At 63.0% G+C, this 21,903-nt stretch carries 20 protein-coding genes and 4 pseudogenes; 12 read left to right on the top strand and 12 right to left on the bottom strand.

Going from position 1 to position 21,903, the window contains the following annotated elements; all coding sequences use genetic code 11:
* A pseudogene (locus tag AC0L2X_RS30710) lies at positions 1 to 269 on the bottom strand (hypothetical protein); the annotation flags it as partial.
* A 117-nt stretch (positions 270 to 386) separates the two neighbouring features.
* Here AC0L2X_RS30710 and AC0L2X_RS30715 point away from each other — a divergent pair.
* Entirely contained in the window at positions 387 to 2,459 is a 2,073-nt protein-coding gene (locus AC0L2X_RS30715) for a putative bifunctional diguanylate cyclase/phosphodiesterase (RefSeq protein ID WP_473561353.1), read from the top strand.
* Positions 2,460 to 2,471: 12 nt separating this feature from the next.
* On the opposite strand, the gene AC0L2X_RS30720 is transcribed toward AC0L2X_RS30715, so the two are convergent.
* The 3 genes from AC0L2X_RS30720 to AC0L2X_RS30730 form a co-directional block, all read right to left on the bottom strand.
* On the bottom strand, positions 2,472 to 2,909 hold the full coding sequence (locus AC0L2X_RS30720; protein ID WP_473561351.1) for a PIN domain-containing protein: 438 nt from the start codon (positions 2,907 to 2,909) through the stop codon (positions 2,472 to 2,474).
* Positions 2,910 to 2,926: 17 nt separating this feature from the next.
* Positions 2,927 to 3,169: a type II toxin-antitoxin system Phd/YefM family antitoxin gene (locus tag AC0L2X_RS30725; RefSeq protein ID WP_473561349.1), complete on the bottom strand. Its 243-nt coding sequence runs from the start codon at positions 3,167 to 3,169 to the stop codon at positions 2,927 to 2,929.
* Between the two features lie 81 nt (positions 3,170 to 3,250).
* Positions 3,251 to 3,676 (bottom strand): MarR family winged helix-turn-helix transcriptional regulator, encoded by a 426-nt coding sequence (locus AC0L2X_RS30730; RefSeq protein WP_473561347.1) that lies wholly within the window; start codon positions 3,674 to 3,676, stop codon positions 3,251 to 3,253.
* Between the two features lie 116 nt (positions 3,677 to 3,792).
* Here AC0L2X_RS30730 and AC0L2X_RS30735 point away from each other — a divergent pair, with 116 nt between their 5' ends.
* Complete coding sequence (locus AC0L2X_RS30735) at positions 3,793 to 4,200, top strand: hypothetical protein (RefSeq protein ID WP_023674396.1); 408 nt, start codon at positions 3,793 to 3,795, stop codon at positions 4,198 to 4,200.
* A 141-nt stretch (positions 4,201 to 4,341) separates the two neighbouring features.
* Here AC0L2X_RS30735 and AC0L2X_RS30740 read toward each other — a convergent pair whose 3' ends face one another.
* Positions 4,342 to 6,387 carry an oxidoreductase gene (locus AC0L2X_RS30740; protein ID WP_473561345.1) on the bottom strand — a complete coding sequence of 682 codons (2,046 nt, stop codon included), beginning with the start codon at positions 6,385 to 6,387 and terminating at the stop codon, positions 4,342 to 4,344.
* Between the two features lie 114 nt (positions 6,388 to 6,501).
* On the opposite strand from AC0L2X_RS30740, the gene queF reads away from it, so the two are divergent.
* Complete coding sequence (gene queF / locus AC0L2X_RS30745) at positions 6,502 to 6,963, top strand: preQ(1) synthase (RefSeq protein ID WP_023674394.1); 462 nt, start codon at positions 6,502 to 6,504, stop codon at positions 6,961 to 6,963.
* A gap of 16 nt (positions 6,964 to 6,979) precedes the next feature.
* Here the strand turns inward: queF and AC0L2X_RS30750 are convergent, their stop codons facing one another.
* From AC0L2X_RS30750 to AC0L2X_RS30770, 5 genes are all read right to left on the bottom strand, one after another.
* Positions 6,980 to 7,855, bottom strand: a complete 876-nt coding sequence (locus AC0L2X_RS30750) for an alpha/beta hydrolase (protein ID WP_473561343.1) — start codon at positions 7,853 to 7,855, stop codon at positions 6,980 to 6,982.
* Positions 7,856 to 7,888: 33 nt separating this feature from the next.
* Positions 7,889 to 8,392, bottom strand: coding sequence for a hypothetical protein (locus AC0L2X_RS30755; RefSeq protein WP_473561341.1), 504 nt, complete (start codon positions 8,390 to 8,392; stop codon positions 7,889 to 7,891).
* A gap of 43 nt (positions 8,393 to 8,435) precedes the next feature.
* On the bottom strand, positions 8,436 to 8,915 hold the full coding sequence (locus AC0L2X_RS30760; RefSeq protein ID WP_352490160.1) for a DUF3828 domain-containing protein: 480 nt from the start codon (positions 8,913 to 8,915) through the stop codon (positions 8,436 to 8,438).
* Positions 8,916 to 9,020: 105 nt separating this feature from the next.
* On the bottom strand, positions 9,021 to 10,670 hold the full coding sequence (locus AC0L2X_RS30765; RefSeq protein WP_473561339.1) for an ABC transporter substrate-binding protein: 1,650 nt from the start codon (positions 10,668 to 10,670) through the stop codon (positions 9,021 to 9,023).
* 41 nt (positions 10,671 to 10,711) lie between these two features.
* Positions 10,712 to 12,262, bottom strand: coding sequence for a trimethylamine methyltransferase family protein (locus tag AC0L2X_RS30770; protein ID WP_473561338.1), 1,551 nt, complete (start codon positions 12,260 to 12,262; stop codon positions 10,712 to 10,714).
* A 92-nt stretch (positions 12,263 to 12,354) separates the two neighbouring features.
* Here AC0L2X_RS30770 and AC0L2X_RS30775 point away from each other — a divergent pair, with 92 nt between their 5' ends.
* On the top strand, positions 12,355 to 13,257 hold the full coding sequence (locus tag AC0L2X_RS30775) for a LysR substrate-binding domain-containing protein (RefSeq protein WP_352490163.1): 903 nt from the start codon (positions 12,355 to 12,357) through the stop codon (positions 13,255 to 13,257).
* Between the two features lie 17 nt (positions 13,258 to 13,274).
* Here the strand turns inward: AC0L2X_RS30775 and AC0L2X_RS30780 are convergent, their stop codons facing one another.
* Positions 13,275 to 14,264 (bottom strand): zinc-dependent alcohol dehydrogenase family protein, encoded by a 990-nt coding sequence (locus tag AC0L2X_RS30780; RefSeq protein WP_473561336.1) that lies wholly within the window; start codon positions 14,262 to 14,264, stop codon positions 13,275 to 13,277.
* Between the two features lie 103 nt (positions 14,265 to 14,367).
* Between AC0L2X_RS30780 and AC0L2X_RS30785 the strand changes: the two genes are divergently transcribed.
* Positions 14,368 to 15,270: a LysR family transcriptional regulator gene (locus AC0L2X_RS30785; protein WP_473561334.1), complete on the top strand. Its 903-nt coding sequence runs from the start codon at positions 14,368 to 14,370 to the stop codon at positions 15,268 to 15,270.
* A gap of 81 nt (positions 15,271 to 15,351) precedes the next feature.
* Positions 15,352 to 17,202, top strand: a complete 1,851-nt coding sequence (gene mutL / locus AC0L2X_RS30790; protein ID WP_473561332.1) for a DNA mismatch repair endonuclease MutL — start codon at positions 15,352 to 15,354, stop codon at positions 17,200 to 17,202.
* A 241-nt stretch (positions 17,203 to 17,443) separates the two neighbouring features.
* Here the strand turns inward: mutL and AC0L2X_RS30795 are convergent, their stop codons facing one another.
* The gene (locus AC0L2X_RS30795) at positions 17,444 to 18,337 is read right to left on the bottom strand and encodes a DMT family transporter (RefSeq protein ID WP_473561331.1); all 894 of its coding nucleotides are present in this window, start codon (positions 18,335 to 18,337) and stop codon (positions 17,444 to 17,446) included.
* Positions 18,338 to 18,427: 90 nt separating this feature from the next.
* Between AC0L2X_RS30795 and AC0L2X_RS30800 the strand changes: the two genes are divergently transcribed.
* From AC0L2X_RS30800 to AC0L2X_RS30825, 6 genes and pseudogenes are all read left to right on the top strand, one after another.
* Positions 18,428 to 19,354, top strand: a complete 927-nt coding sequence (locus AC0L2X_RS30800) for a LysR family transcriptional regulator (RefSeq protein ID WP_473561330.1) — start codon at positions 18,428 to 18,430, stop codon at positions 19,352 to 19,354.
* A gap of 182 nt (positions 19,355 to 19,536) precedes the next feature.
* Positions 19,537 to 19,959: a DUF4279 domain-containing protein gene (locus AC0L2X_RS30805; RefSeq protein WP_473561329.1), complete on the top strand. Its 423-nt coding sequence runs from the start codon at positions 19,537 to 19,539 to the stop codon at positions 19,957 to 19,959.
* Between the two features lie 77 nt (positions 19,960 to 20,036).
* Positions 20,037 to 20,804: pseudogene (locus AC0L2X_RS30810) on the top strand (IS5 family transposase).
* 90 nt (positions 20,805 to 20,894) lie between these two features.
* Positions 20,895 to 21,137, top strand: a pseudogene (locus tag AC0L2X_RS30815) (DUF6959 family protein); the annotation flags it as partial.
* Positions 21,138 to 21,256: 119 nt separating this feature from the next.
* Positions 21,257 to 21,352, top strand: a pseudogene (locus AC0L2X_RS30820) (IS5/IS1182 family transposase); the annotation flags it as partial.
* A gap of 147 nt (positions 21,353 to 21,499) precedes the next feature.
* Positions 21,500 to 21,733 (top strand): DUF2093 domain-containing protein, encoded by a 234-nt coding sequence (locus tag AC0L2X_RS30825; protein ID WP_031211156.1) that lies wholly within the window; start codon positions 21,500 to 21,502, stop codon positions 21,731 to 21,733.
* The last annotated feature ends 170 nt before the right edge of the window (positions 21,734 to 21,903 follow it).

Genomic DNA, 21,903 nt, shown 5'->3' on the forward strand with positions numbered 1-21,903 from the left:
TCGCCGCCGACCTCGATCTCGGCCGATTGGGTCGAGGTTATCACCCGCTCGGATTTATAGAGGCCTGCCGTTTTCAGTCCTTCAAGCTCGCCGTCGATGTGGGAAAGGAATGCTTCGGTCATAATCAGGCCCTGTTGAGATCGATGAGGACTGTCGCGCCCCGCGGACGAAAAATCCATCGCAAAAGCGACCGCTTCGGTGGCGGCAATGGCACGGCAGAGGCCACGATGTTCAAATGCGGAGGCGCTGCGAAAGATTGCAATAACCACTTTGCGGGTTTCCCGCCACGGTCGTCGCCGCCGGCCTGTTGCCGTCCCAAAGCTGTTAACACTTTGAAGCCAAAGGTTGTCGCACAAGAATTCGTTGGCGAGAGGCCGCCTCAGAAAATGTCGCAGCAGTTGGTGCACGCCGTTTCAGGCAGGCTCATACTCCTCATCAAATCCGGCTACTGGCTGGCTCTGCTGATCATAGCCGCTATGGTCGTGGCCTCCTTCATCCTGCTGCAGCAGGTGATGGCGACGCAACGGCACAATCAGGCGCTGCTCGATATCGTCAGCACACAAAAAGCCCTGTCGCAGCGCATCGTCTTTCTTGCTGGCGCCACAGGCAGCGCCCCGCGCGATCAACAGCAGGCCCTGGTTAGCGCGCTCAAGCAAGCGACGGTGGAGTTCGAGAAGAATTACGATCTGCTGCTCGAGCGGACCGCCGCCGATCCGGTGTCGCCGGCAAGGTTCGATCCAAAATCGATCGAGAGCGTGCTTTTCGCCAAGCCGTACCATCTCGACTATTTCTCGGTTGGGCTTATCGCCAACGGCGAGCGCCTGATCTCTTCATTCGAATCGCGGCTCAACACGACCGGCAGCGGCGGCTACAAGGGCGGAGAGGAGCGCGTCAACTTGGACGCTTCCGTTGCCAACGCAACATTGTCGGGCTACGCAGCACTCGGCCAGCGCATCAGCGCCTACGCGGACCAGCGCTCCGAAAGGCTCCTCGATCTTCATCGCACATTGTTCTACTCGACCATCGGCGTTATCCTGCTGGTGGCACTTTTCATTTTCCGGCCGATGTCGAACGCCATCCTGCGCCGGACGCGCGAGCTGGTCGACGCACGCAATTCCATGGCCTTTATTGCGGTGCATGACGGGCTAACCGGCCTGCACAACCGCACCTTCCTGACCGACCATTTCGATACGTTCATCAACGGCGCGCGGCGAAGGCGTGAACGGGTTGCCGTGGTGCAGTTCGACCTCGACCGGTTCAAGCAGATCAACGACACGCTCGGCCATGCCGCTGGCGATTATGTGCTGGTGGTGGCCGCTCAGCGTATGCGCGATTCCTGCCGCACGTCGGATCTCAACGTGCGTCTCGGAGGCGATGAATTCGTTGTGGTCCTCAACGACGCCGGCAGCACCGAAGACATCGATGTCGTCGCCAGGCGCATGCTGGCCAAACTCAATGAGCCGATCATATTCCGAGGCACGACGATCCATCCGGGCGTAAGTGCCGGGATTGCGGTCTACCCGATCGATGCCGACAATGCGCAGGACCTGCTCGTCCATGCCGATCTGGCGCTGTATTCAGCCAAGAAGCAGGGCGGCGGCAGTTTGTCGTTCTTCTCCGATGAGCTGAGGCGCGAACTCGACAATCGAAAGCAGCTCGAGCTCGACATCAGGGTCGCCATCTCGGAGAAGGCATTCGAGGTCCATTTCCAGCCGCAGGTGTCGCTGTCGGACGGCGCCATCAGTGGCATCGAGGCTTTGGCTCGCTGGAGGCATGCGGAGCGCGGTATGATCGCGCCGGGCGAGTTCATTCCAATCGCAGAAAAATGCGGCTTGATGTCCGAGATCGGACGCATCGTCATTACGAAGGCGATCAACGAAGCAGCCGAATGGAACCGCGCATGCATCGCCTTCGGACGGATCGCCGTCAACGTGTCCGGCACGGAGCTGCGCGAGACGGATTTCGAAGTCTTCCTGTTCGATACGCTGGAAAGGACTGGCCTGCCCCCGCGCAAACTATCGCTGGAGATCGTCGAATCCGTCATTCTCGACGACGAGAAGACCGGTATCGCGGCAAAGCTGCGGCACATTCGCGCCGCCGGCATCCATCTTGAGCTCGATGATTTTGGCACCGGCTATGCATCGCTCAGCCATGTCAATCCAAACGAGATCGACCGGCTGAAGATCGATCGCCGCTTCGTCCAGAACATCAACGAGAACAGCGGCAACACCAAGATCGTGCGTGCCCTCACAGAACTCGCCCGCGGTCTCGGCATCTCGATCGTTGCCGAGGGCGCTGAAACCGAAGCCGAGCTCGACTCGCTGATGGCGATCGGCTGCGACCAGGTGCAAGGCTATTCCATCGCTTTCCCGATGCCGCCGGACAGCGTGCGCGAATGGCTGGTGGCCCGGGCGCCCAAGAAGGCCAGGCTGACGGTGCTGCAGGGCAGCCGGGCGTAGTGAACGTCGGAACTACTGCAACGGCGGCAGGTTTCTCAGCGGGTTGAGCATCGGCACCCCAAGTGGTGCGAAATGACGCTCGTTATCCGTCAGTATCACCAGGCCGTGAACCTCGGCCGTAGCAGCAATCGCTATATCCTCAAATCCCGGCCGATGAGCCCGTGCGCGATCAAGAATAGAACCCGCGGCATGCGCCGCTCGCAAATCGAAGGGCAGAATCCTTGCCCCGTAAAGGTGCTCGACTGCCTGCCACCAGTCGCGTAGCAGCGCGGCCTTTGTGGTCGCGCCGTCGCGCTCCGCCTTCGCTATACCCGCCGCGATTTCGGACGCAGTCACAACGGATAGGAACAGGTATTCGCTCGCCTTATCGAGCCATGCCATCAGCGCCGCCCGATCAACTTTCCTGGCTGGAGCCATTGCCGAGATGATGTTGGTGTCCAGCAGAAACATCGGGGCTGGTCGCCTCGCTACAATGCAACCTTGCGAGCCGGCTTACGGGAACGAGGCGGAATGTCGTCCTTATCCCCAGGGAAAGCCGCCAGCAGCTGCCCGAAGCTCGGCACCCGAGACAGCCGCTGATAATCTTCGAACGACAGGATGACGGCCTGCTTCCGACCGTGGCGTGTGATAATGGCAGGCTCTCCTGCAACTGCCTGATCGACGACTGCCGAAAGCGTCGCCTTGGCGTCTTTCAACTGAATTTCGCGCATGCTGCCGCCCTTCGCATATGACTACCATGGTCATATAACATTGCAGACGCCTTGGAACAAGGGTTGGCGGTCCAATCGAGATCAACTGACATTGGCCCGCAGCGCAGCCAGCACCTGTGCAAACTCCGCCAGCCTGTCGTCGGACAATCCCTTCCGCAGCCGTTTGTCGAAGGCTAACGCGGCGGTGCGCAATTTCAGGAACAACGCTTCTCCGGCTTGGGTCAGCTCCACCTGGTGAACCCGGCGGTTCTCGGGATCGCGGCGCCGCATCAGCAGGCCTTGGGTCTCCATGGCGTTGAGGTGGTGGGTCAGCGTTGCGCCCCGGATGCCGATCATGCCGGCGAGCTCGCGTTGGTTGGCCAGCTCCCGCGACTTGACTGACAGCAAAGTGACCCAGACCGGCAGCGTGCCGCCGGCCTCGACCAAGGTAGCGTCGAAAGCCTGCGCGACCAGCTTGGCGGTGCGGGCGAGATTCATCCCGATCGGCGGGCGGTCAAACGGCGTCATGGTCCAACACTAGAACAAGGGCAAAGCCTATGGAACGGCTCGAGCTTATGCATTGACATCTAATCATTTGATATCTATCAATATGGTTAGCGGTGGGCAAGAGAGGAAATGCGGTCATGCAATATGTCTACATCATCGTCCTCGGCCTTCACGTCATGGCGGGTGTGTTCTGGGCCGGCACCACCATCGCGGTTGCCCGCGAACCGGAGATCAGGGCGGAACGTTTCTTCCGGCCGCAAATGGGCGCGGCCGGCGTGGTTTTCCTCACGGGTTTGCTGCTGTGGTATTTCTTCCACAACGGCTCTTTCGGTTCCATGGAGAAAGTCCTGGCGCTGGGCATCTTGACGGCATTGATCGCCGCCGGGGTTCAGGGCGCGCTGGTGGGTTCCGCCAGCAGGCAGCTGGCTGGCGCTGATGCCGCGAAGCAAACCCAGCTGCGCGCGAAGATGACAAAAGGCGAGCGCATCGCCGGCGGACTGCTGGTCATCACCGTGTTCTGCATGGCCACCGCCAGGATGTTTTGAGCGTCCTGCCGCAATCGCAAGATCGTACGGTGCCCGGCGATGGCCGGCGGCGTGCGCGGCGCGCAGACCGGACCAAAGTACCATGGTGGCTCTCCGTACGGAGGTTTCGGCTGCGCGCCACCAATCAATCCAAAATATTCCTCAGATCCGCAAGCCGAACCTGATGCCGTCATAGATGGCGGCGTGGATGTTGCGCGAGGCGACTGCATCGCCGATGCGGAAGAGCACGAAGCCACTCTGCGGATTGCGCACCGGAAAGATGTCGCCGCCATTGACCAGCTTTTCGTAGTCGACCGCGCCGGCGTTCTTCGACAGCGGCTTCAGCGCCAGATAGAGATCGTCGAGCGGCAGCGTGCCGTGCTCGACCACCACCTGGTCGACCCGCCGCTCGCCGCGCCAGCCATCGGCGAAGTCGGAAGCGAGCTCGGCGATCAGCTGATTGCCCTCGCGCCGCACCGAACGCAGCCGTGTGTTGATGGTCACCGTGACACCCTTTTCCTGGAAGGCGCGCATGTAGGGCACATGGTTCATGCCGCCCATTTCCGGGGCGAAGAAGCGCTCTGGTGAAACCAGCTCCAGCCTGGCGCCGCTGTTGGCGATCAGTTCGGCAGCACCCATGCCCTGATGGCCGCCATTGTCGTCATAGAGCAGTACATTCTCGGCCGGCTTGACGCTGCCGGCCATGATGTCCCAGCTCGAGGTGACGAGATCGTCGCCGGCCGTCAGAGGCGGGTTCTGCGGCAGGCCGCCGGTGGCGATCACCACCACGTCCGGCGACAGCGTCAGTACGTCGTCCTTCTCCGCCCAGGTATCGTAGCGGATCTCGACACCAAGCCGGTCGAGTTCGGCCAGGCGCCAGTCGATGATGCCGATCAATTCCTTGCGGCGCGGGTTCTGCGTTGCCAGCCGCACCTGGCCGCCGGCCTGGCTCGATGCTTCCAGCACCGTCACCTGGTGCCCGCGTTCGGCGGCGACGCGCGCTGCCTCCAGCCCGCCGGCGCCGGCGCCGACGACCACCACCTTCCGCTTCGGACCCTCGGTTCTCGGGATGATATGCGGGATATCAGCCTCGCGGCCCGTCGCCGCATTGTGGATGCACAGCGCCTCGCCGCCCTCATAGATGCGGTCGAGGCAATAGGTGGCGCCGACGCAAGGGCGGATCTCGTGCTCGCGGCCCTCCATCACCTTCCTGACGATGTGCGGGTCGGCAATGTGGGCACGCGTCATGCCAACCATGTCGAGCTTGCCGGCGGCGATTGCGTGACGCGCGGTGGCGACGTCGGAAATCCGCGCCGCATGGAAGGTCGGGAATTTCGTCGCCGCCCTCACCTCCCCGGCGAAGTCGAGATGCGGCGACGACCGCATGCCGGTCACCGGGATGACTTTTGTCAGAGCGGCGTCGGTCTCGATCGAGCCACGGATGATGTTGAGGAAATCGACCTTGCCGGAGCCGGCCAGCCGCCTGGCGATTTCGACGCCTTCCTGCTTCGACAGGCCTTTCTCGAAATCCTCGTCGGCGACCATGCGAATGCCGACGACGAACTTTTCGCCGACCGCGGCACGCACTGCGTCGAGCACCATTCCGGTGAAGCGCAGCCGGTTGTCGAGCGAGCCGCCGAAATCGTCGTCGCGCTGGTTGGTGGCCGGCGACCAGAAACCGTCCATCAGATGGCCGTAGGCCTCGAATTCGATGCCGTCGAGGCCGGCAGCCTGGCAGCGCTGCGCGGCCGCCGCATAGTCGGCGACGATGCGCTCGATATCCCAGTCCTCGATAGTCTTGGGAAAGGCGCGATGGGCCGGTTCGCGCACCGGCGAAGCCGACAGGACCGGTAGCCAGTCGGCCTTGTTCCAACCGGTGCGGCGGCCGAGATGGGTGATCTGTATCATCACCTTGCAATCGTGCTCGTGGCAGGCATCGGTAAGCTCGGCGAGCCATGGCACGATACGGTCGTCATAGACATGCAGATTGCCAAAAGCGGCCGGGCTGTCGCGCGAGACGATCGCCGAACCGGCGGTCATGGTCAGCGCCATGCCGCCCTTGGCCTTTTCGGCATGGTAGAGCCGGTACCGCTCCTTTGGCATGCCGTCCTCGGAATAGGCCGGCTCATGGCTGGTCGACATCACCCGGTTCTTCAGCGTCAGATGCTTGAGCTGATAGGGCTGGAGGAGCGGGTCATTGCTAGTCATCGTCTTCCTGCTGTTTCAAATTGTGCTAATGAGCGGCAAATTTTTGTTTTTACGCATGTCGCTATCCCAAAATCGCTGCGCAGTTTTGGGTGGCATGCAGCAAGGAACCTGCTCATGACCGATACGAAAAACCTCACCCAGCTCGGCACCAACGTCGAGGCGCCACAGAGCCCCGAAGCGGCAGTCCTGGAAACCGTGCCGTTTTCGCGCGGCGATGGCCCGCCCGCCATCGTTCGCTTCACCTGCCCGGAATTCACTTCGCTCTGCCCGGTCACCGGCCAGCCGGACTTCGCCCATATCGTCATCGACTACGCACCCGATGCGCTGCTGGTGGAATCGAAGTCGCTCAAGCTGTTCATGACCTCGTTTCGCAACCATGGCGCCTTCCACGAAGAATGCACCGTCATGATCGGCCGCCGCATCATCGCCGCGACCAAGCCATTGTGGTTGCGCATCGGCGGCTACTGGTATCCGCGCGGCGGCATTCCGATCGACGTGTTCTGGCAAACCGGCGCACCGCCGGAAGGTGTGTGGCTGCCCGACACCGGCGTCGCCCCTTATCGCGGGCGCGGTTAAAGGGGCTGAATGGCCGTCAGACATGGTCGGCACCGGTCCGGCAGAGGTTTGTTGTAAAGAACGGAAGGACCGCATCACGATAGCGCGGCCGGTCGTATCGCAGCAGATCGACATGGCGGGCACCCTCGAACCAGACCAGCTCCGAGCCAGCGGCGGCGTTTTGCAAGGCCAGTACCTGTCCGCGATCGATGAAAGGATCGATGCTGCCGGCAAGCAGCATCAATGGCTTGCCGATCTTGCCGAGGCGATCGACCGGCCTGACATCGTCGGCGCTGAACCCGAGACGAAGCGGCATTTGCGCCAACAAGATATCCGCTTGAAGGTCGCGCAAGACGTGGAAGGGCATGCGCCCAGCCGTGGTCTCCCGCAAGGTTGCGTAGAGCTGCTCCAACACATAGGCATCGGCAGGCGCCTGCGGCGCAGCAAAGACGAGGGATGCGGCGCCCAACGATGAGCCGAGAGCGCCGAGTTTCCTCCCGGGGAAGCGTTGCCTTGCAAAGGCCAGAATGCGAGCAGCATCCTGTCCTTCGGTATAGCCAAACCCTCGAACGGTGCCGCCGCTCTCGCCGTTTCCCGAGAGATCGAACAGGGCAACAGAATAACCCGCCTCGAACAGCAGTCTCGCCCTTCCAGCCATTGCGAGCCTGTTGGCCCCGCGCCCGTGCAACAGCACGATTGCGCCGCAACTGCCAGGCCGGTTGGCCACCCAGCCGACAAGTTCGGGGGCGTCGGCCTGAATGAGCACGACACGCTCGACGGGCAGGTCGCCAACCGCCGCCAAGTTCTGCCGGGGTTGGCGGGCAATCAGCATCGTCCCGGTGTGCCAGATGACCAGGCAGGCTAAGACGCAAAGTCCAGCCAAGCCTATCGCGAGAAAAAGGCGAACTCTCATTGACGATCACCTCGAAGCGACTTCATCGGCTGATCACTCGCACTGGTATTGGCTTAGCGCCCATTCGCCGGTCACCGAGAGCAGGTCCGATATCTTCCAGTCGCCGTCGACCTTTTTGAACTTCCATTCCAGCCGGTGCGGATTGCCGGAGACGACGAAAGCGACGACGACCTTGGCCTCGTCGCCCTTGACCGCTTCGATGGTCTTCAGGCTCTTGTCGATCTCCGGCTTATCGTATTCGGCATTGTCGAGCGCCATGTTGGGATCGAGGCACTCGCCCTGCCCCGACTTCCGCAGCGCGTCGCTCTTGTCCAGCACCGACTTTGCCGGGTCGGTGAAATGGCCCCGCTGAGCCGGATCGACCTCGAGCCCGGCATGCTCGTAGAACGGCTTCACCACCGCCGTCGGCGAGCCCGGCTGCACGGGTGCGGCCGGCGCGATTTCTGCCGGCGGAGGTGCCGCACTGTCGGCCGGCGCGTTTGCGGGCGGCGCGCCCAACAGGCCCTGAGCGGCGGCGCTGCTCAATCCGGCCAGCATGCACGCAGTGGCCAGAACCCAGGGACGGCAGCAAGCCACGGCATCACTCCGGCGGCTGCCCGGCCAGGCATTCGAGCGCACTCAGCGTCCAGCCGCTGGTCTTCGAGGTAATGTCGGCGACCTTCCACTGGCCGTCGATCTTCTTCAACGACCAGACCATTTCGCGTTTGGAATCATCGCCTTCCGGGAAAAGGTTGAACGTCGCCGTCACCTCGGCGCTGTCGCCATTGAGCGTTTCACCCAAGGTCAGCGTCTTGGCCACGGTCTTCTCGTCATAGTCCTGCGCATCGAGACCAGGGGCGAAGTCGATGCAGGGAACTTCATCCGGATGGTTCTTTGCCGCGTTGTCGTTCAGTTCGAACAGTTTCGTCACCGGCGCGGTGAAGCGGTCGCGATATTGCGCATCGGCCTCGAATTTGACCGACGGGACATAAAAGAACTTCACGGCGTTGGCAGCCGGGCCGGCAAACGCGGCCGCCGGCAAGGCCATCGAAAGCGCGGCAACAAAAAGTGGCAGTTTCATGCGTGTCCCCGATTGTTCACTGACGGAAGCTATCAGTACCACGCATCTTGCCCGTCGGCTTTCTTGCGGTCCATGAAATCCTGCAACGCCTCCTCTGCTGGCAACTCAGGCGTTCAGCCAGACGTTCTGGAGATCCATCTCGAAGGTTTGGTGGACACCGTAGTTCTTCACCTTCTCATTCATGTGGCTGAACAGCTTCTGCCAAAACGGCTGAATGATGACGCCCGAATCCTGCAGGATCTGCTCGATATCCTTCATGACCTCGCGGCGCTTCTCGACGTCGATCAGCGAGAGAGCCTGCTTGAGCTTGGCATCGAAATCAGGGTTCGAGTAGCCGGTTTCGTTCCAGGCCTCGCCGGTGCGATAGCCGAGCGCCAGCACCTGGACGCCAAGCGGGCGCATGTACCAGATGGTCATCGAATAGGGGTATTTCGTCCAGTCGTTCCAGAAGGTCGAACCCGGCAGCACGGTGCGCTTCACCTTGATCCCGGCATCGCGCAACTGGCCGGCAATAGCGTCGCCGGTGTTCTTTTGCCAATCGTCCTCGACGGTGATCAGTTCATGCTCGAAGTCGTCCTGCCCGGCCTCGGCCATAAGCTTCCTGGCGCCCGCGGCGTCGCGTGTCTTCTTGGGCAGCGCGTAGTATTCCGGATGAATCGGGCTGACGTGGTGGTTTTCACCAACAGTGCCTCGCCCGGCGTAGCCAAGTTCGAGCACCGCTTTGTTGTCGACGGCCATCTGGAGGGCGTTGCGAACCCGCTTGTCGTCATAGGGCTTGTTCGTGATGTTGGTGCGGGCGACGAGCGTGGTCGCTGTCGCGACCTCCGATTTGACCAGCCCCATCTTGTCGAGAATGTCTATGAAGTCGGCCGGCGTCTCGAAGTTGAGATCGATTTCGCCGGAGTCGAACGCATTTATCGAGGCGTTGAAATCGGTTCCGTAGTCGATGAATTCGACGCCGTCGAGAAGCGCTTCACCGCCCCACCATTTGCCATTTTCACGACGCTTGACGACCGCTTTCTGGCCAACCGCATAAGACACCAGTTCGAACGGCCCGGTGCCAATCGGCTTTTCGATCGGATTGGCGCCATCGGCGTCGAAGTTGCGATGGACCACGAGCGCCGGATAGTCGGTGAAGTTCGGGATCAGCGAGATGTCCGGCTCGTTCAGCTTCAGCTTCACCGTGTTGTCGTCGACCTTGGTGATCGCCCCTTCCCTGGCCTTGCCGGTCTTTGCATCGATCAGCGCACCGACGCGCGCGGCCATGGAATTGCCGGCGGCAGCCTTCTCGCACCAGCGCGTCAGGTTGTAGACCACGTCATCGGCGCCGAAAGCATCGCCGTTGTTCCAGGTTATGCCCTTGCGAACATGCAGAACGTATTCGGTGGCGTCGTCATTGACCTCCCAGCTTTCGAGCAGAACCGGCTCGAAAGTGAACTGGCGCGTATAGCGGACAAGCGGCTCCAGCCAGCAGCGTGAAATGTTCGCCAGTTCCACCCAGTCGTAAGTGCGCGGGTCCTTTTGCGCCTTCACCGACATCGAAACATGCAGCGTTCCGCCTTTCTTCGGCTCTTCAGCCAAAGCCCGTTCCGGCACGGCAAGGCCGATCATGCCGTAGGCAAGGGCCGTCGATGCGCCGAAAGCGCTTGCCAGCGCCAGAAACTCGCGCCGGTCGACACGACCGGCGCGCGCCTCGCCGGCCATCGCTTCGATGGCGCTCGGTACGCGATCACCGTTGCTTCTGAAGAGTGTCATTTTTTCCTCCCTTATGGTTCGCATCGGGTCTTCGCCCGTTATCAACTAACGCTGTCCGGCAGTTTCTCCTCGCGCCGCGCAATCAAATCTTTGAGACCATCGGCGACGCCCTCATCGAGCTTCGGCTCCTCATAATCGGCGAGCATGTTGCGCGCTTTCTCGCGGCCGCGGGTGTCGTGGTCCTTTGCTCCTTCCGCCTTCCACTGTTCGAACGAATTGAAGTCCATGATGCTCGGTATGAAGAAGGCGGACTCGAAATGTTCGAGTGTGTGCTGGGTGCCGAGGAAATGGCCCTGCGGTCCGACCTCGCGGATAGCCGCCATAGCCTCCTTGAAATCGTCGAACGGCAGCCCGCCAGCATATTTGTACCAGCCGACAAGCTGCTCGCAGTCGGTCGCAAATTTCGAATAGCCACAGGTCAGCCCGGCCTCGAGCCAACCGGCGGAGTGCCAGATGTAGTTGGCGCCGGCAAGGATGGCGGCATGCATCAGCATGTTCGCCTCGTAGCCCGCCTGGGCGTCGTTCAGCTTCGAGCCGACATGGAAACCGGACGTGCGCCACGGCAGCCGATACTTCCGCGCCAGCGCGCCCATGAGATACATCATCTGGGCCGCCTCCGGCGTGCCGCCCATGGGAGCGCCGGTCTTCATGTCGACCGTCACCATGAACTGTCCGTAGATCTGCGGCGAACCCGGACGCAGGAGCTGTGTGAACGCGACACCCGCAAGTGCTTCCGCATTGACCTGCGCGACCGCTCCGACAGCAGAGGCCGAAGTCGAGGCGCCGCACAACGCGAAGGGGGCGAGAATCAGCGGCTGGTTATGGCGCGCATAAACTTTCATCGCGTCCAGCATGGTGGCATCCCAGACCAGCGGCGAATTGCAGTTGGTGATCGCCACCAGGACCGGGTTGTCGCGGACATAGTCCTCGCCGAACACGATACCTGCCATCGCCATCGTGTCTTCGGCCCGATCCTTGGAAGTGACAATGCCCATGAACGGCTTGTCGGAGTGCTTCAGCGCCGAATGGATGATGTGGAGGTGACGCTTCGGCACCGCGATTTCCATCGGCTCGCAAATGATCGAGCTCGACGAATGCAGCGCCGGCGCCATGTAGGCGAGCTTGTGGAAATTGTTGAGGTCGGCGAGTGTGCCGTAGCGCCTGTTGTTGTCGAGGTCGCGCACGTAGGGCGCCCCGTACATCGGCACGAAGATGGAGTTGTTTCCACCCACACGCACGGAACGCTGGGGATTCCTCGCATTGAGCGTAAACTCCGACGGGACCTTCGAGATGAGCTCCATCAGCAGGGCTCGGTCGATCCGGACCCTTGTCTCCGAGACATCGGCGCCCGCCGCCTTCCACATTGCGATCGCCTCGTCGTCGCGGAACTCGCATCCCACCTCTTCGAGGATGGAGAGCGACTCCTGATGGATCAGCTCCACCGCCTCGTCCGGAACCATCTGATACACCGGGATCTTGCGAACCAGGGTCGGAAACGACGCCACGGGAGCTCCCCGCAGCGCCTTGCGCCCCAGACGGCCGCCGCTGCGGCGGTTGGTGTGTTCGCTCACTTCAACGGCCGGTGCGTTCATGGAGGCTCCATCTTCCTGTTGGCGATCAATCTAGCCAGACAAAATGCAGCTGTGACGCTGGAAAATCCTGATCTCTTGTATAAGCTCAGCTTATGCGAAACTTACGCCACCTGCTGCCGTCGGCCGGCAGCCTGATCGTCTTCGAGGCCGCCGGGCGGCTGTCGAGCTTTACGGCCGCCGGGCGCGAGCTCGGCATGACGCAGGCTGCCGTCTCCTATGCGATCCGTGGGCTCGAAGAGCAGCTCGGCGCGAAACTCTTCCAGCGCCGCCACCGGCAGGTCAGCCTGACCGAGGCCGGCGACCGCTTCCATGCCGACGTCTCGCTCGGCCTGTCGCACATCCGCAAGTCGGCGGAGGATCTGCGCCAGATCGCCGTCGGCGCTCATGTGACGCTCGCCGCCTCGACCGCCTTCGCCTCGTTCTGGATGATGCCGCGCCTGCAGCAGTTTCGCGACGAATTGCCGGGCATCGACCTGCGCATCCAGACCGCCGACCGCGATCTCGACATCATCGCCGAGGATATCCCGCTCGGCGTCCGCGGCGGCGAGCCCAGGGAATGGCCGGACTATCATTCGCTGCCGCTGGCCGATGAAGTGATATTCCCCGTCGCCGGCGTTAGCTACGTGGCACGGTTCGGGCTGCCGGAGCATGTCGCGGACCTTCAATCGCACCGCCTCATCCATCTCGAAGAGCCGTTTCGCGAGGCCGCGAGCTGGGACGAGTGGTTCGCCTCGGCCGGGGTCGACATCGCCGATGCCGGACGTGGCTTGCGTATCAACGACTATGCGCTGGTGATCCAGGCGGTCATGGAAGGGCAAGGCATCGCGCTCGGCTGGGGTCACCTCGCCGAGCGGCTGCTGGCATCAGGGCTGCTGGTGCGCGTCACCGGCCACACGATGACGACCGGCAAGGGCTTTCATGTCATCTGGTCGAGGAACCGCGAGCTCAGCGACAACGCCCGCAAGGTGCGGGACTGGCTGGCGGCGCAGGCGTGAGGCCGATAAATGCCCGGTCAAACCGTCACGACGATCTTGCCGAACTGTTCGTTCGATTCGAGATAGCGGTGCGCCTCGACGATCCGGTCGAACGGAAAGGTTCTGGCGATTGCCGGCTTCAGCGAGCCCGAGCTCAGTCCGTCAAGGATGAACGCCTTGGCGGCCTGCAGCCGGACCGGATCGCGCACGATCTCATGGACGAGATAACCGCGCAGCGTCAGCGTCTTGGCCAGCACTGCAGGTAGCGGAAAGGGTGTCGGGTCAGGGCTCAAGCCGCCATATTCGATGAGAATGCCACCCGATGCCATCGCTGCGGTCAGAGGCTCGAAGATCGGCCCGCCGACGGCATCGAACACCACGCGCACGCCGTCCGGGCCGGCGATTTGCTTCAGCCTGGCTTCCAGATCCTCCTCTGCCGAGGCGATGACGTGGGTCGCGCCGAACTCAAGCAGAGCCCGCTTCTTGGCAGATGTCCGTGTGACCGCGATCGGGGTCGCGCCAATCATGTTGGCGATCTGGATCGCCGCAAGTCCGACGCTGCTCGATGCCGCAGTGATGACGACAAAGTCCTGCCTGCCAAGTTGGGCAATGTCGATCAGCGCACCGTAGGCCGTGAGATATTGCATCCATGCTGCGGCGGCCTCTTCCCAGCTCAGTGATGGTGGATGCCTGACGACGAGCTCGGCGGGATATGTGGCAATCTCACCATAGGCAGGCCAGCGGACCATCGACAATGGCGGCACGATGCTGACGGCATCGCCCGGCGCAAACCCGTCCACGCCTTCGCCGACCATCTCGACGATACCCGCCGCCTCGAGCCCAAGACCGGAAGGCAACGGCGCGGTCTGGATGTAGGTCCCCGAACGCAGCAGCGCCTCGGCCCGGTTGAGACCCAACGCCTTGACGCGGATCTGGACCTCGCCCCGCGCGGGCGCAGGAATATCGACATTCTCGATGCGCAGAACCTCGGGACCACCGAGCTCATGAAAGCGAACAACACGTGCCATCGGTCACAACTCCAAAAGATTTGAATTGAATGTGCTATGCCAGCCGCGATCAGGCGGATAAATAGCTGCTCGAGTAGAGCAGTAGAAACTGTAGGTTTTGAATATGGATCGCCTTACGAGCATGGCCGTGTTCGTCAAAGCCGTCGACCTGGGCTCGTTCGCGGCCGCGGCCGCGGCTCTCGATCTGTCCGGGCCGATGGTCGGCAAGCATGTCCGGTTTCTCGAGGAGCGCCTGGGCGTGCGCCTCATCAACCGGACTACGCGCCGCCAAAGCCTGACCGATTTCGGGCGCGCCTATTATGAACGCTGCCGGCTGGTGCTTGCCGAAGCGGAGGCCGCGGATGCACTCGCCGCCGACCAGCTTGCCGAACCGCGCGGAAAGCTGCGCGTGCTCATGCCGGTGCATTTCGGCCGGCGCTGCGTTGCCCCAGTCCTGTTCGGGCTTGCGCAGCAATATCCGGCGCTGGAACTGGACCTGTCGTTCAGCGATGCCCTCGCCGACCTCGCAGAGGACGGCTGCGACCTTGCCATCCGAACCGGCGATCTGGAGGACCAGACCGGGGTGATCGCGCGCCGCATCGCGCGCCAGCACATGGTCGTCTGCGCGTCGCCGTCCTATCTCGACCGGCACGGCCAGCCGCAGGCGATAGATGACCTCGGCAGGCATCATGCGATCATCTACCGCCGTTCAGGGCGTGCCGTTCAGCCATGGCTGTTTCCGCGCGATGGCCACCCCGCGATTGAGGTCAGGCCCGTCAGCAGATTGCAGCTCGACGACCTCGATGCCATCGCCGATGCGGCGGCGGCCGGCATGGGGCTCGCCTGGCTGCCATATTGGCTTGTTCGCCAGCGCATCCAGGCGGGCGTACTTGTCCCGCTGTTGCCGGAACAGCCGAAGTTTCTCTATGATGTCCATGCGCTGTGGTTGCAGACGCCACATCTGCCGATGAAAGTCCGCCTTGCCGTCGACGCACTGGCGGCAGCGCTGCCCAAGCTCATGAGTTGAAGTGCACGGCCGCGGTCGGCTGCGTGGATTTCCTCAATTGCGCCCTCCCGCACCGACCACGAATCCGCCTATAGTGCTGCCATGCCGATCCGCCAGCTTTCCGAAACGATGATCAACCAGATCGCCGCCGGCGAAGTCATCGAGCGTCCGGCAAGCGTGGTCAAGGAACTGGTCGAGAACGCGCTCGATGCCGGTGCAAGCCGTGTCGAGATCGTCACCGCCGGCGGCGGGCTGAACCTGATCCGCGTCAGCGACGACGGCTCGGGCATTCCGGAAAAGGAACTGGCTTTGGCGATTGCGCGCCATTGCACCTCGAAGCTCGCCGACAACATTCACGACATTCGCTCGCTCGGCTTTCGCGGCGAGGCCTTGCCGTCGATCGGCTCGGTGGCGCGGCTGTCGATCCGCTCGCGCACCGCGTCCAGTGAAAACGCCGCCGAGATCGGCATCGACGGCGGCCGCGTCTCCGCCGTCAGGCCGGCGGCGGCCAATCGCGGCACCACGGTCGAGGTGCGCGACCTGTTCTTCGCCACGCCGGCGCGGCTCAAATTCATGAAGGGCGAGCGCGCCGAAAGCTCGGCCATTGGCGACGTGGTCAAGCGCATCGCCATAGCCTTCCCCGCCGTGCGCTTCACCCTTGCCGGCCCGGACCGCTCGACGCTGGAACTGCCGGCCACCGACGACAGCCCGGAAGGCCGGCTGCGTCGGGTGGCACAGGTGATGGGCGCCGACTTTCCCGACAATGCGATTGCCATCGACGCGGTGCGGGACGGCGTGCGTCTCGCCGGCCATGTCTCGGTGCCCTCCTTCACCCGCGCCAACGCGCTGCAGCAATACGCCTATGTCAACGGTCGCCCGGTGCGTGACAAATTGATTGCCGGCGCCATTCGCGGCGCCTTCGCCGACGTGCTGCCGCGCGACCGCCATGCCGTCACCGTGCTGTTCCTGACGCTCGACCCGGCGATCGTCGACGTCAACGTCCACCCGGCCAAGGCCGACGTGCGCTTCCGCGATCCGGGGCTGGTGCGCGGGCTGATCGTCGGCGCCATCCGCGAAGCGCTGGCCAATGCCGGCATCCGCCCCGCCACCACCGGGGCCGCCGGCATGATGGCGGCGTTCCGGCCAGGCGCGGCATCCTATGCGCATGGCGGCCCGGCCAACGGTCACCGCAGCTACGAGGCCGCTTACCGGGCCTCCGGCTTTGCCGGGTTCGATCTTGGCCGCTCGCCACAGCGGCCGCTCGATATGGGCGGCGGCTTCGGCGAGGACGAGCAGGCGGCCTTCGACGCCGGGCCGCTGCACAGCGCCGACGCGCGCGCCGGGCAAAACGAAGCGGCGGAGACGCTGCTCGGCACGGCGCTGGGCGCGGCGCGCGCGCAAGTGCATGAGAACTACATCGTTGCCCAGACCAGGGATTCAATTGTCATTGTCGACCAGCATGCGGCGCATGAGCGGCTGGTCTACGAGGCCTTGAAGAATGCGCTGCATTCGCGCGCGGTGCCGTCGCAGATGCTGCTGCTGCCCGAGATCGTCGACCTGCCGGAGGAAGACGCCGAACGGCTCGCCATGCACTCCGAGACGCTCGCCCGCTTCGGCCTCGGCATCGAGCGCTTCGGCCCCGGTGCCGTTGCGGTGCGCGAGACGCCGTCGATGCTCGGCGAGACCAACGTCCAGCAGCTGGTTCGCGACCTCGTTGACGAGATCGCCGACGATGACACGATCGACACGCTGAAGGAGCGGCTGGACAGGATAGCCGCGACCATGGCCTGCCACGGCTCGGTGCGCTCCGGCCGGCTGCTCAAACCGGAAGAGATGAACGCGCTGCTGCGGCAGATGGAGGCGACGCCGGGCTCCGGCACCTGCAACCACGGCCGCCCGACCTATATCGAACTTAAGCTCGCCGACATCGAGCGGCTGTTCGGGCGGCGGTAGGGCCAGCGGCTTACGACGTCCGCTGGCGCAGCCCCCTCTCCGGCCGCTCCGCGGCCACCTGTCCCCCACTTTGGTGGGGCGAGGAAACGCTAATCGCCAAAGGCGCAATCTTGAAAACCTTAGGTTCCTCGCCCCACAAGGTGGGGAGAGGTGGTTTGCGAAGCAAACCGGAGAGGGGAAATCAAAAAGAGCCGTTCGATACGGCTCTTTTTGATTCAAGCAAGCCTCCGAACCCTCTAATTCACCTCTTCAAATTCACCACGATGACGCCGCCCAGCGCCAGAGCACCGCCGATGATGCCGAGCAGGGTCGGTACTTCGCCCAGCCAGAAGAAACCGATCAGGGTCGCCACCGGCGACACCAGATAGAGGAAGTTCGAGGCGCGCGCGGCGGGCAGCCGGGAAAGCGCTGTTACCCAGGCGGCATAGGCGATCAGGCTGGGTACGATGCCGAGAAAGATGACGGCACCGAGCCCGGCGGTATCGGCGACCGCCGCCTGCGCCAGACCGTTCGGCAGGAACGGCGACAGGCAGAGCGCGCCAAGCACCATGTTCGAGGCCGAGATGGTCAGTGGGTGGTGGCGACCAAACAGCGGCTTCTGGACGATGGTGTTGACGGCCGAGCACAGCGCCGAGCCGAGGACAAGCAGCGCACCATTGTTGAAATGCAGCCCTTGCCCCTCGCCCATGGCGATGATGCCGATTCCGGCGAAGGACAGGAATGTGCCGGCCCAGGCGAGGCCTGAGAAGCGTTCGCCAAGCAGCGCCATGGCCATGATGGCGGTGAAGATCGGGCTGACATTGATGATGAAGCCGGCCGCACCGGCCGAAACGGTCAGCTCGCCGAAATTGAGCATCACCGTGTAGAGCGCGACGAAGACGGCACCACCGAAGACAAAGCGCCAGAGTTCATCAAGCCTGGGCAGAGCCGGCCGCTTGACCGCGAGGAAGATCGCCGCCGGAACCGCGGCGATGGCAAAGCGCAGCGCGCCAAGTTCCAGCGGCCCGAAGGCGGCAAGACCGGCGCGGATCGCCGGAAAGGCCGAGGCCCAGCCGACCACCGTCAGCGTCACCGCGACGGCCGCCGTGGCATCCATGCGCTGTGTCTTATTCAACGTGCCGGTGTAAGCACTCATCTCGGTGTCCTCGCGATCCAATGCCATGAAGTAGAGAAACGCTATTGCGGGCCGGTTGACAAACGAATAAATCGAGGATCACCTGTGACTATGGATCACAGCTCAGACTCGATGCTGCCACTTGAAACGCTGCGCGCCTTCGACGCCGCGGCACGCACCGGCAGCTTTTCGGCGGCGGCCGAGAAGCTCAACATCACCCACGGCGCCGTCAGCCGGCAGATCGCCAAGCTCGAGAACTGGCTCGGGCTCAAAGTCTTCGATCGCGGCGCGCGCGGCGTCTCGCTGACCGTCGAAGGCAACCGCCTGCATCTGCGCACCACCGAAGCCTTTGCCCTGATCGCCAGCAATTCGGACCGCTGGGTCGAGCCGCGCGGTACGGCGGTGGTGCGGCTGACCTCGATCCCCTCGGTCAGCGGGCTGTGGCTGATGCCGCGCATGGCGGCGCTGGAGAACCACCCGTCCAAGCTGCGCATCGTGCTCGACGTCGACATGCGCCAGGGCGATCTTGCCGACGAAGGCATCGACCTGTCGATCCGCTGCGGGCGCGGCCACATTCCGGGCCGGATCTCGGTGCAGCTTTTCGAAGAATATGTGTTCCCGGTCGCCTCGCCGGAATTGGCCAGGGAGATCGGCCGCGGAGACCCCGCCCGGCTGCTCAACTATCCGGTGATCAATGATTCCGACGCTTCGGCGTGGCGCGCCTGGTTTGCGGCGCAGGAGATGGACTATCGGCCGCGGCCGCACGACCGGCGTTTCGAAGATTACAACCTCGTGCTCGACGCCGCCGCGCATGGGCTCGGCATTGCGCTGGCGCGTCCGCCGTTGACGGTGGACCAATTGAAATCGGGCCGCATCGTCGCCGTGGACGAGCGCACTGCGCTGAGCCCGATATCCTACTGGCTCGACCGGCCGCTGGGGCGCCCGCGCGCAGCCGCCGCCGAACTCGCCCGGCGCATCGCCGTCCAGGCCGGGCTGCCAACGGAGAAGATCGAAGAGTTTATCATCGCCGAAGAATGAGATGACGCGTCGCGTTCGACCGGCCTCATGCGACGCGCTTAAGGTTCTTGTGTCCATGCATGTCGTTATCCTAGGCCGTGAACTCATAAATGCGGGATGGGTGGGGAAGCGGAGTGAGGCAAGCATGAACTCGCACGGGCGCAGGGCTTGCCATGCGCTTTCGAACTTAGTTAGGACACGCGATGATCTCGCTCTCGATCTCTGACTTCGATGCCGATCCCGACAGGGTGACGGCGATCCTAGGCATCGAACCTACACACATAGTCCGCAAGGGCGACCCGATGCGCAGCGGTTCGCCGCGCAAAAAGAATGGCTGGAGCCTCGATGGACGGCGCGAAAGGCTCCGGAACGGGGCCGACCACGAGATTGCGGTCAACTACCTGATCGAGCAGATGCGAGGTCGGGAGGAAGCCTTCGCACGGCTGCGGCAGGAAGTGCGGCCAAAGCAGATTACGATCTATGGCGGGTTCTATACGCCCTACGACGAGCAGTGCGGCATCTGGCTTGAGCCGTCCGCGATGAGGGTGCTCGCGGATTGCGGTGTTGGCTGGGGCCTCGACCTTTTCGTTGAGGACGAAGCTCCCCAAAATGGAAGTGAGGTGTGAGCAGCCGTTCTGTCCGCTTTGGGTCGTTTGTCGACTGGCGGGTTTCCAATTGGAGCGGAATCTGATTCAGGCTCAGCATGAGCCGATATGACCTGACCGACGTCGAATGGCGCGTGATTGCGCCGCTGTTGCCCAACAAGCCGCGAGGGGTGCCGCGCGTCGATGATCGGCGGGTGCTGAACGGCATCTTTTGGGTGCTGCGATCGGGTGCGCCTTGGCGCGATCTGCCAGAGCGATACGGCCCCCGCACCACCTGCTACAATCGCTTCGTCCGATGGCGGAAGGCAGGTGTGTGTGGGACCGCCTCATGGACGCCATTACCAAAGACCATGACGGCAGGGTGCAGATGATCGATACCTCCATTGTTCGCGTCCATCAGCAGGGTGCGACGGCAAAAAGGGGGATCGAGATCATTGTCTCGGCCGATCCCGAGGCGGGCTGACAACCAAAATCCATGCCCTTGTGGACGCCAAAGGCAGGCCGATCAAGCTGACGCTCACGGGAGGCCAGAAGAGCGACATCGCCTCCGCAGCGGACCTGATCAAAGATTTGCCGCCGGGTGCGATGCTGCTTGGTGACAAGGGCTATGACGCCAACGCGTTGCGCAATGCCGTCACAGAGCGAAATGCATGGGCCGACATTCCTCCAAAGGCCAATCGCAAGGACCCGATCTGCTTCAGCCCTTTCCTCTACAAGGCGCGCAACCTGGTCGAGCGGTTCTTCACAAGGCCAAGCAGTTCCGTCGCATCGCGACCCGCTACGACAAGCTGGCTGAAAACTATCTTGCCGCCCTCACGCTCGTCGCGGTCCGCATCTGGTTACGCGATAACGAGTCTACGTCGTAGGTCGTGAACCCATAAATGGTTGCGAGGTGAGCGTGCTCGTGCTCTGACGGTGCGGCAAGCCGATCCGCGAGACACACACTATCGGACAAGACCAATGCCGCTGTCATGCGGCATCCTGGTCGTGCCTTCCCGGGCGTTCTCGTTCAAGGTGACAGCCTTTATGTGCTGTGTCAGCGAGCGGATCTGGCCTGCAAGGAAGTCGGGCGAGGTTCGCCGGGTTACGACGAACTGAATGATCTTCGCAACGCTCTGTGGTCATACCTCAACCATTATAAGGCTACGCTGCTAGAGCACGACATAGCGCTTCCCTTCTCAGAGCAGCAGGCACCCTGAAGCGGGACTTTCAACATCGTCGCTGACGTGATTCAGCGGCGGTATGAGCCGATATGATCTGACCGACTTCGAGTGGCGGGTGATCCAACCGCTCCTGCCCAACAAGCCGCGAGGCGTGCTCCAAGCTGAAGCACTTCCGTCGCGCCGCCACCCGCTACGACAAGCTGGCTGCCAACTTCCTCGCCATGATCCAGCTCGCTTCGATCAGGCCATGGCCTCGCGCTAGCGCGACATGCATTGGCATCCGCTTTGCCGGCTTGTTCGGGCAAGTGTCACCAGAAACAGAACCAGGTAAGGCCAACCAAGCTTGACCTCGCCGCAATTTGTGGCGATGACATCGTCATGGATTTCGGCACCACCCCATGATGAACCGTTTCGAAGGTCCCGGCGGCAAGGAAGCCCGCATCCGCTATCTCGACGGCGACTTCCAGGTGACCAGCCCCGGCGCCTTCGTGCGCTGCGCGGTGACCGGCGAGAGCATCCCGCTCGACGAGCTCAAATACTGGAGTGTCGCCAGGCAGGAACCCTATGTGAACGCCGCTGCCTCGCTGCGCCGCGAGATCGAAGCGCATCCGGAACTGCGCCGCCGACGCTAGTCCGACGCAAATGGAAGCCGCCCAGTTGCGACGCTTCGCGGCCGCCTCTGTCGCGGCGTCAGGCCGGCAGCACCGAAACCTTAGGTTATCCGAAATCGGGATAGGGGGGAGCTTCGCAGTTCCTCCCCTCCCACACCACCCTGCGTACGGGTCCGTACAGGGCGGTTCGG

It is taken from the genome of Mesorhizobium sp. WSM4828 (assembly GCF_055811175.1).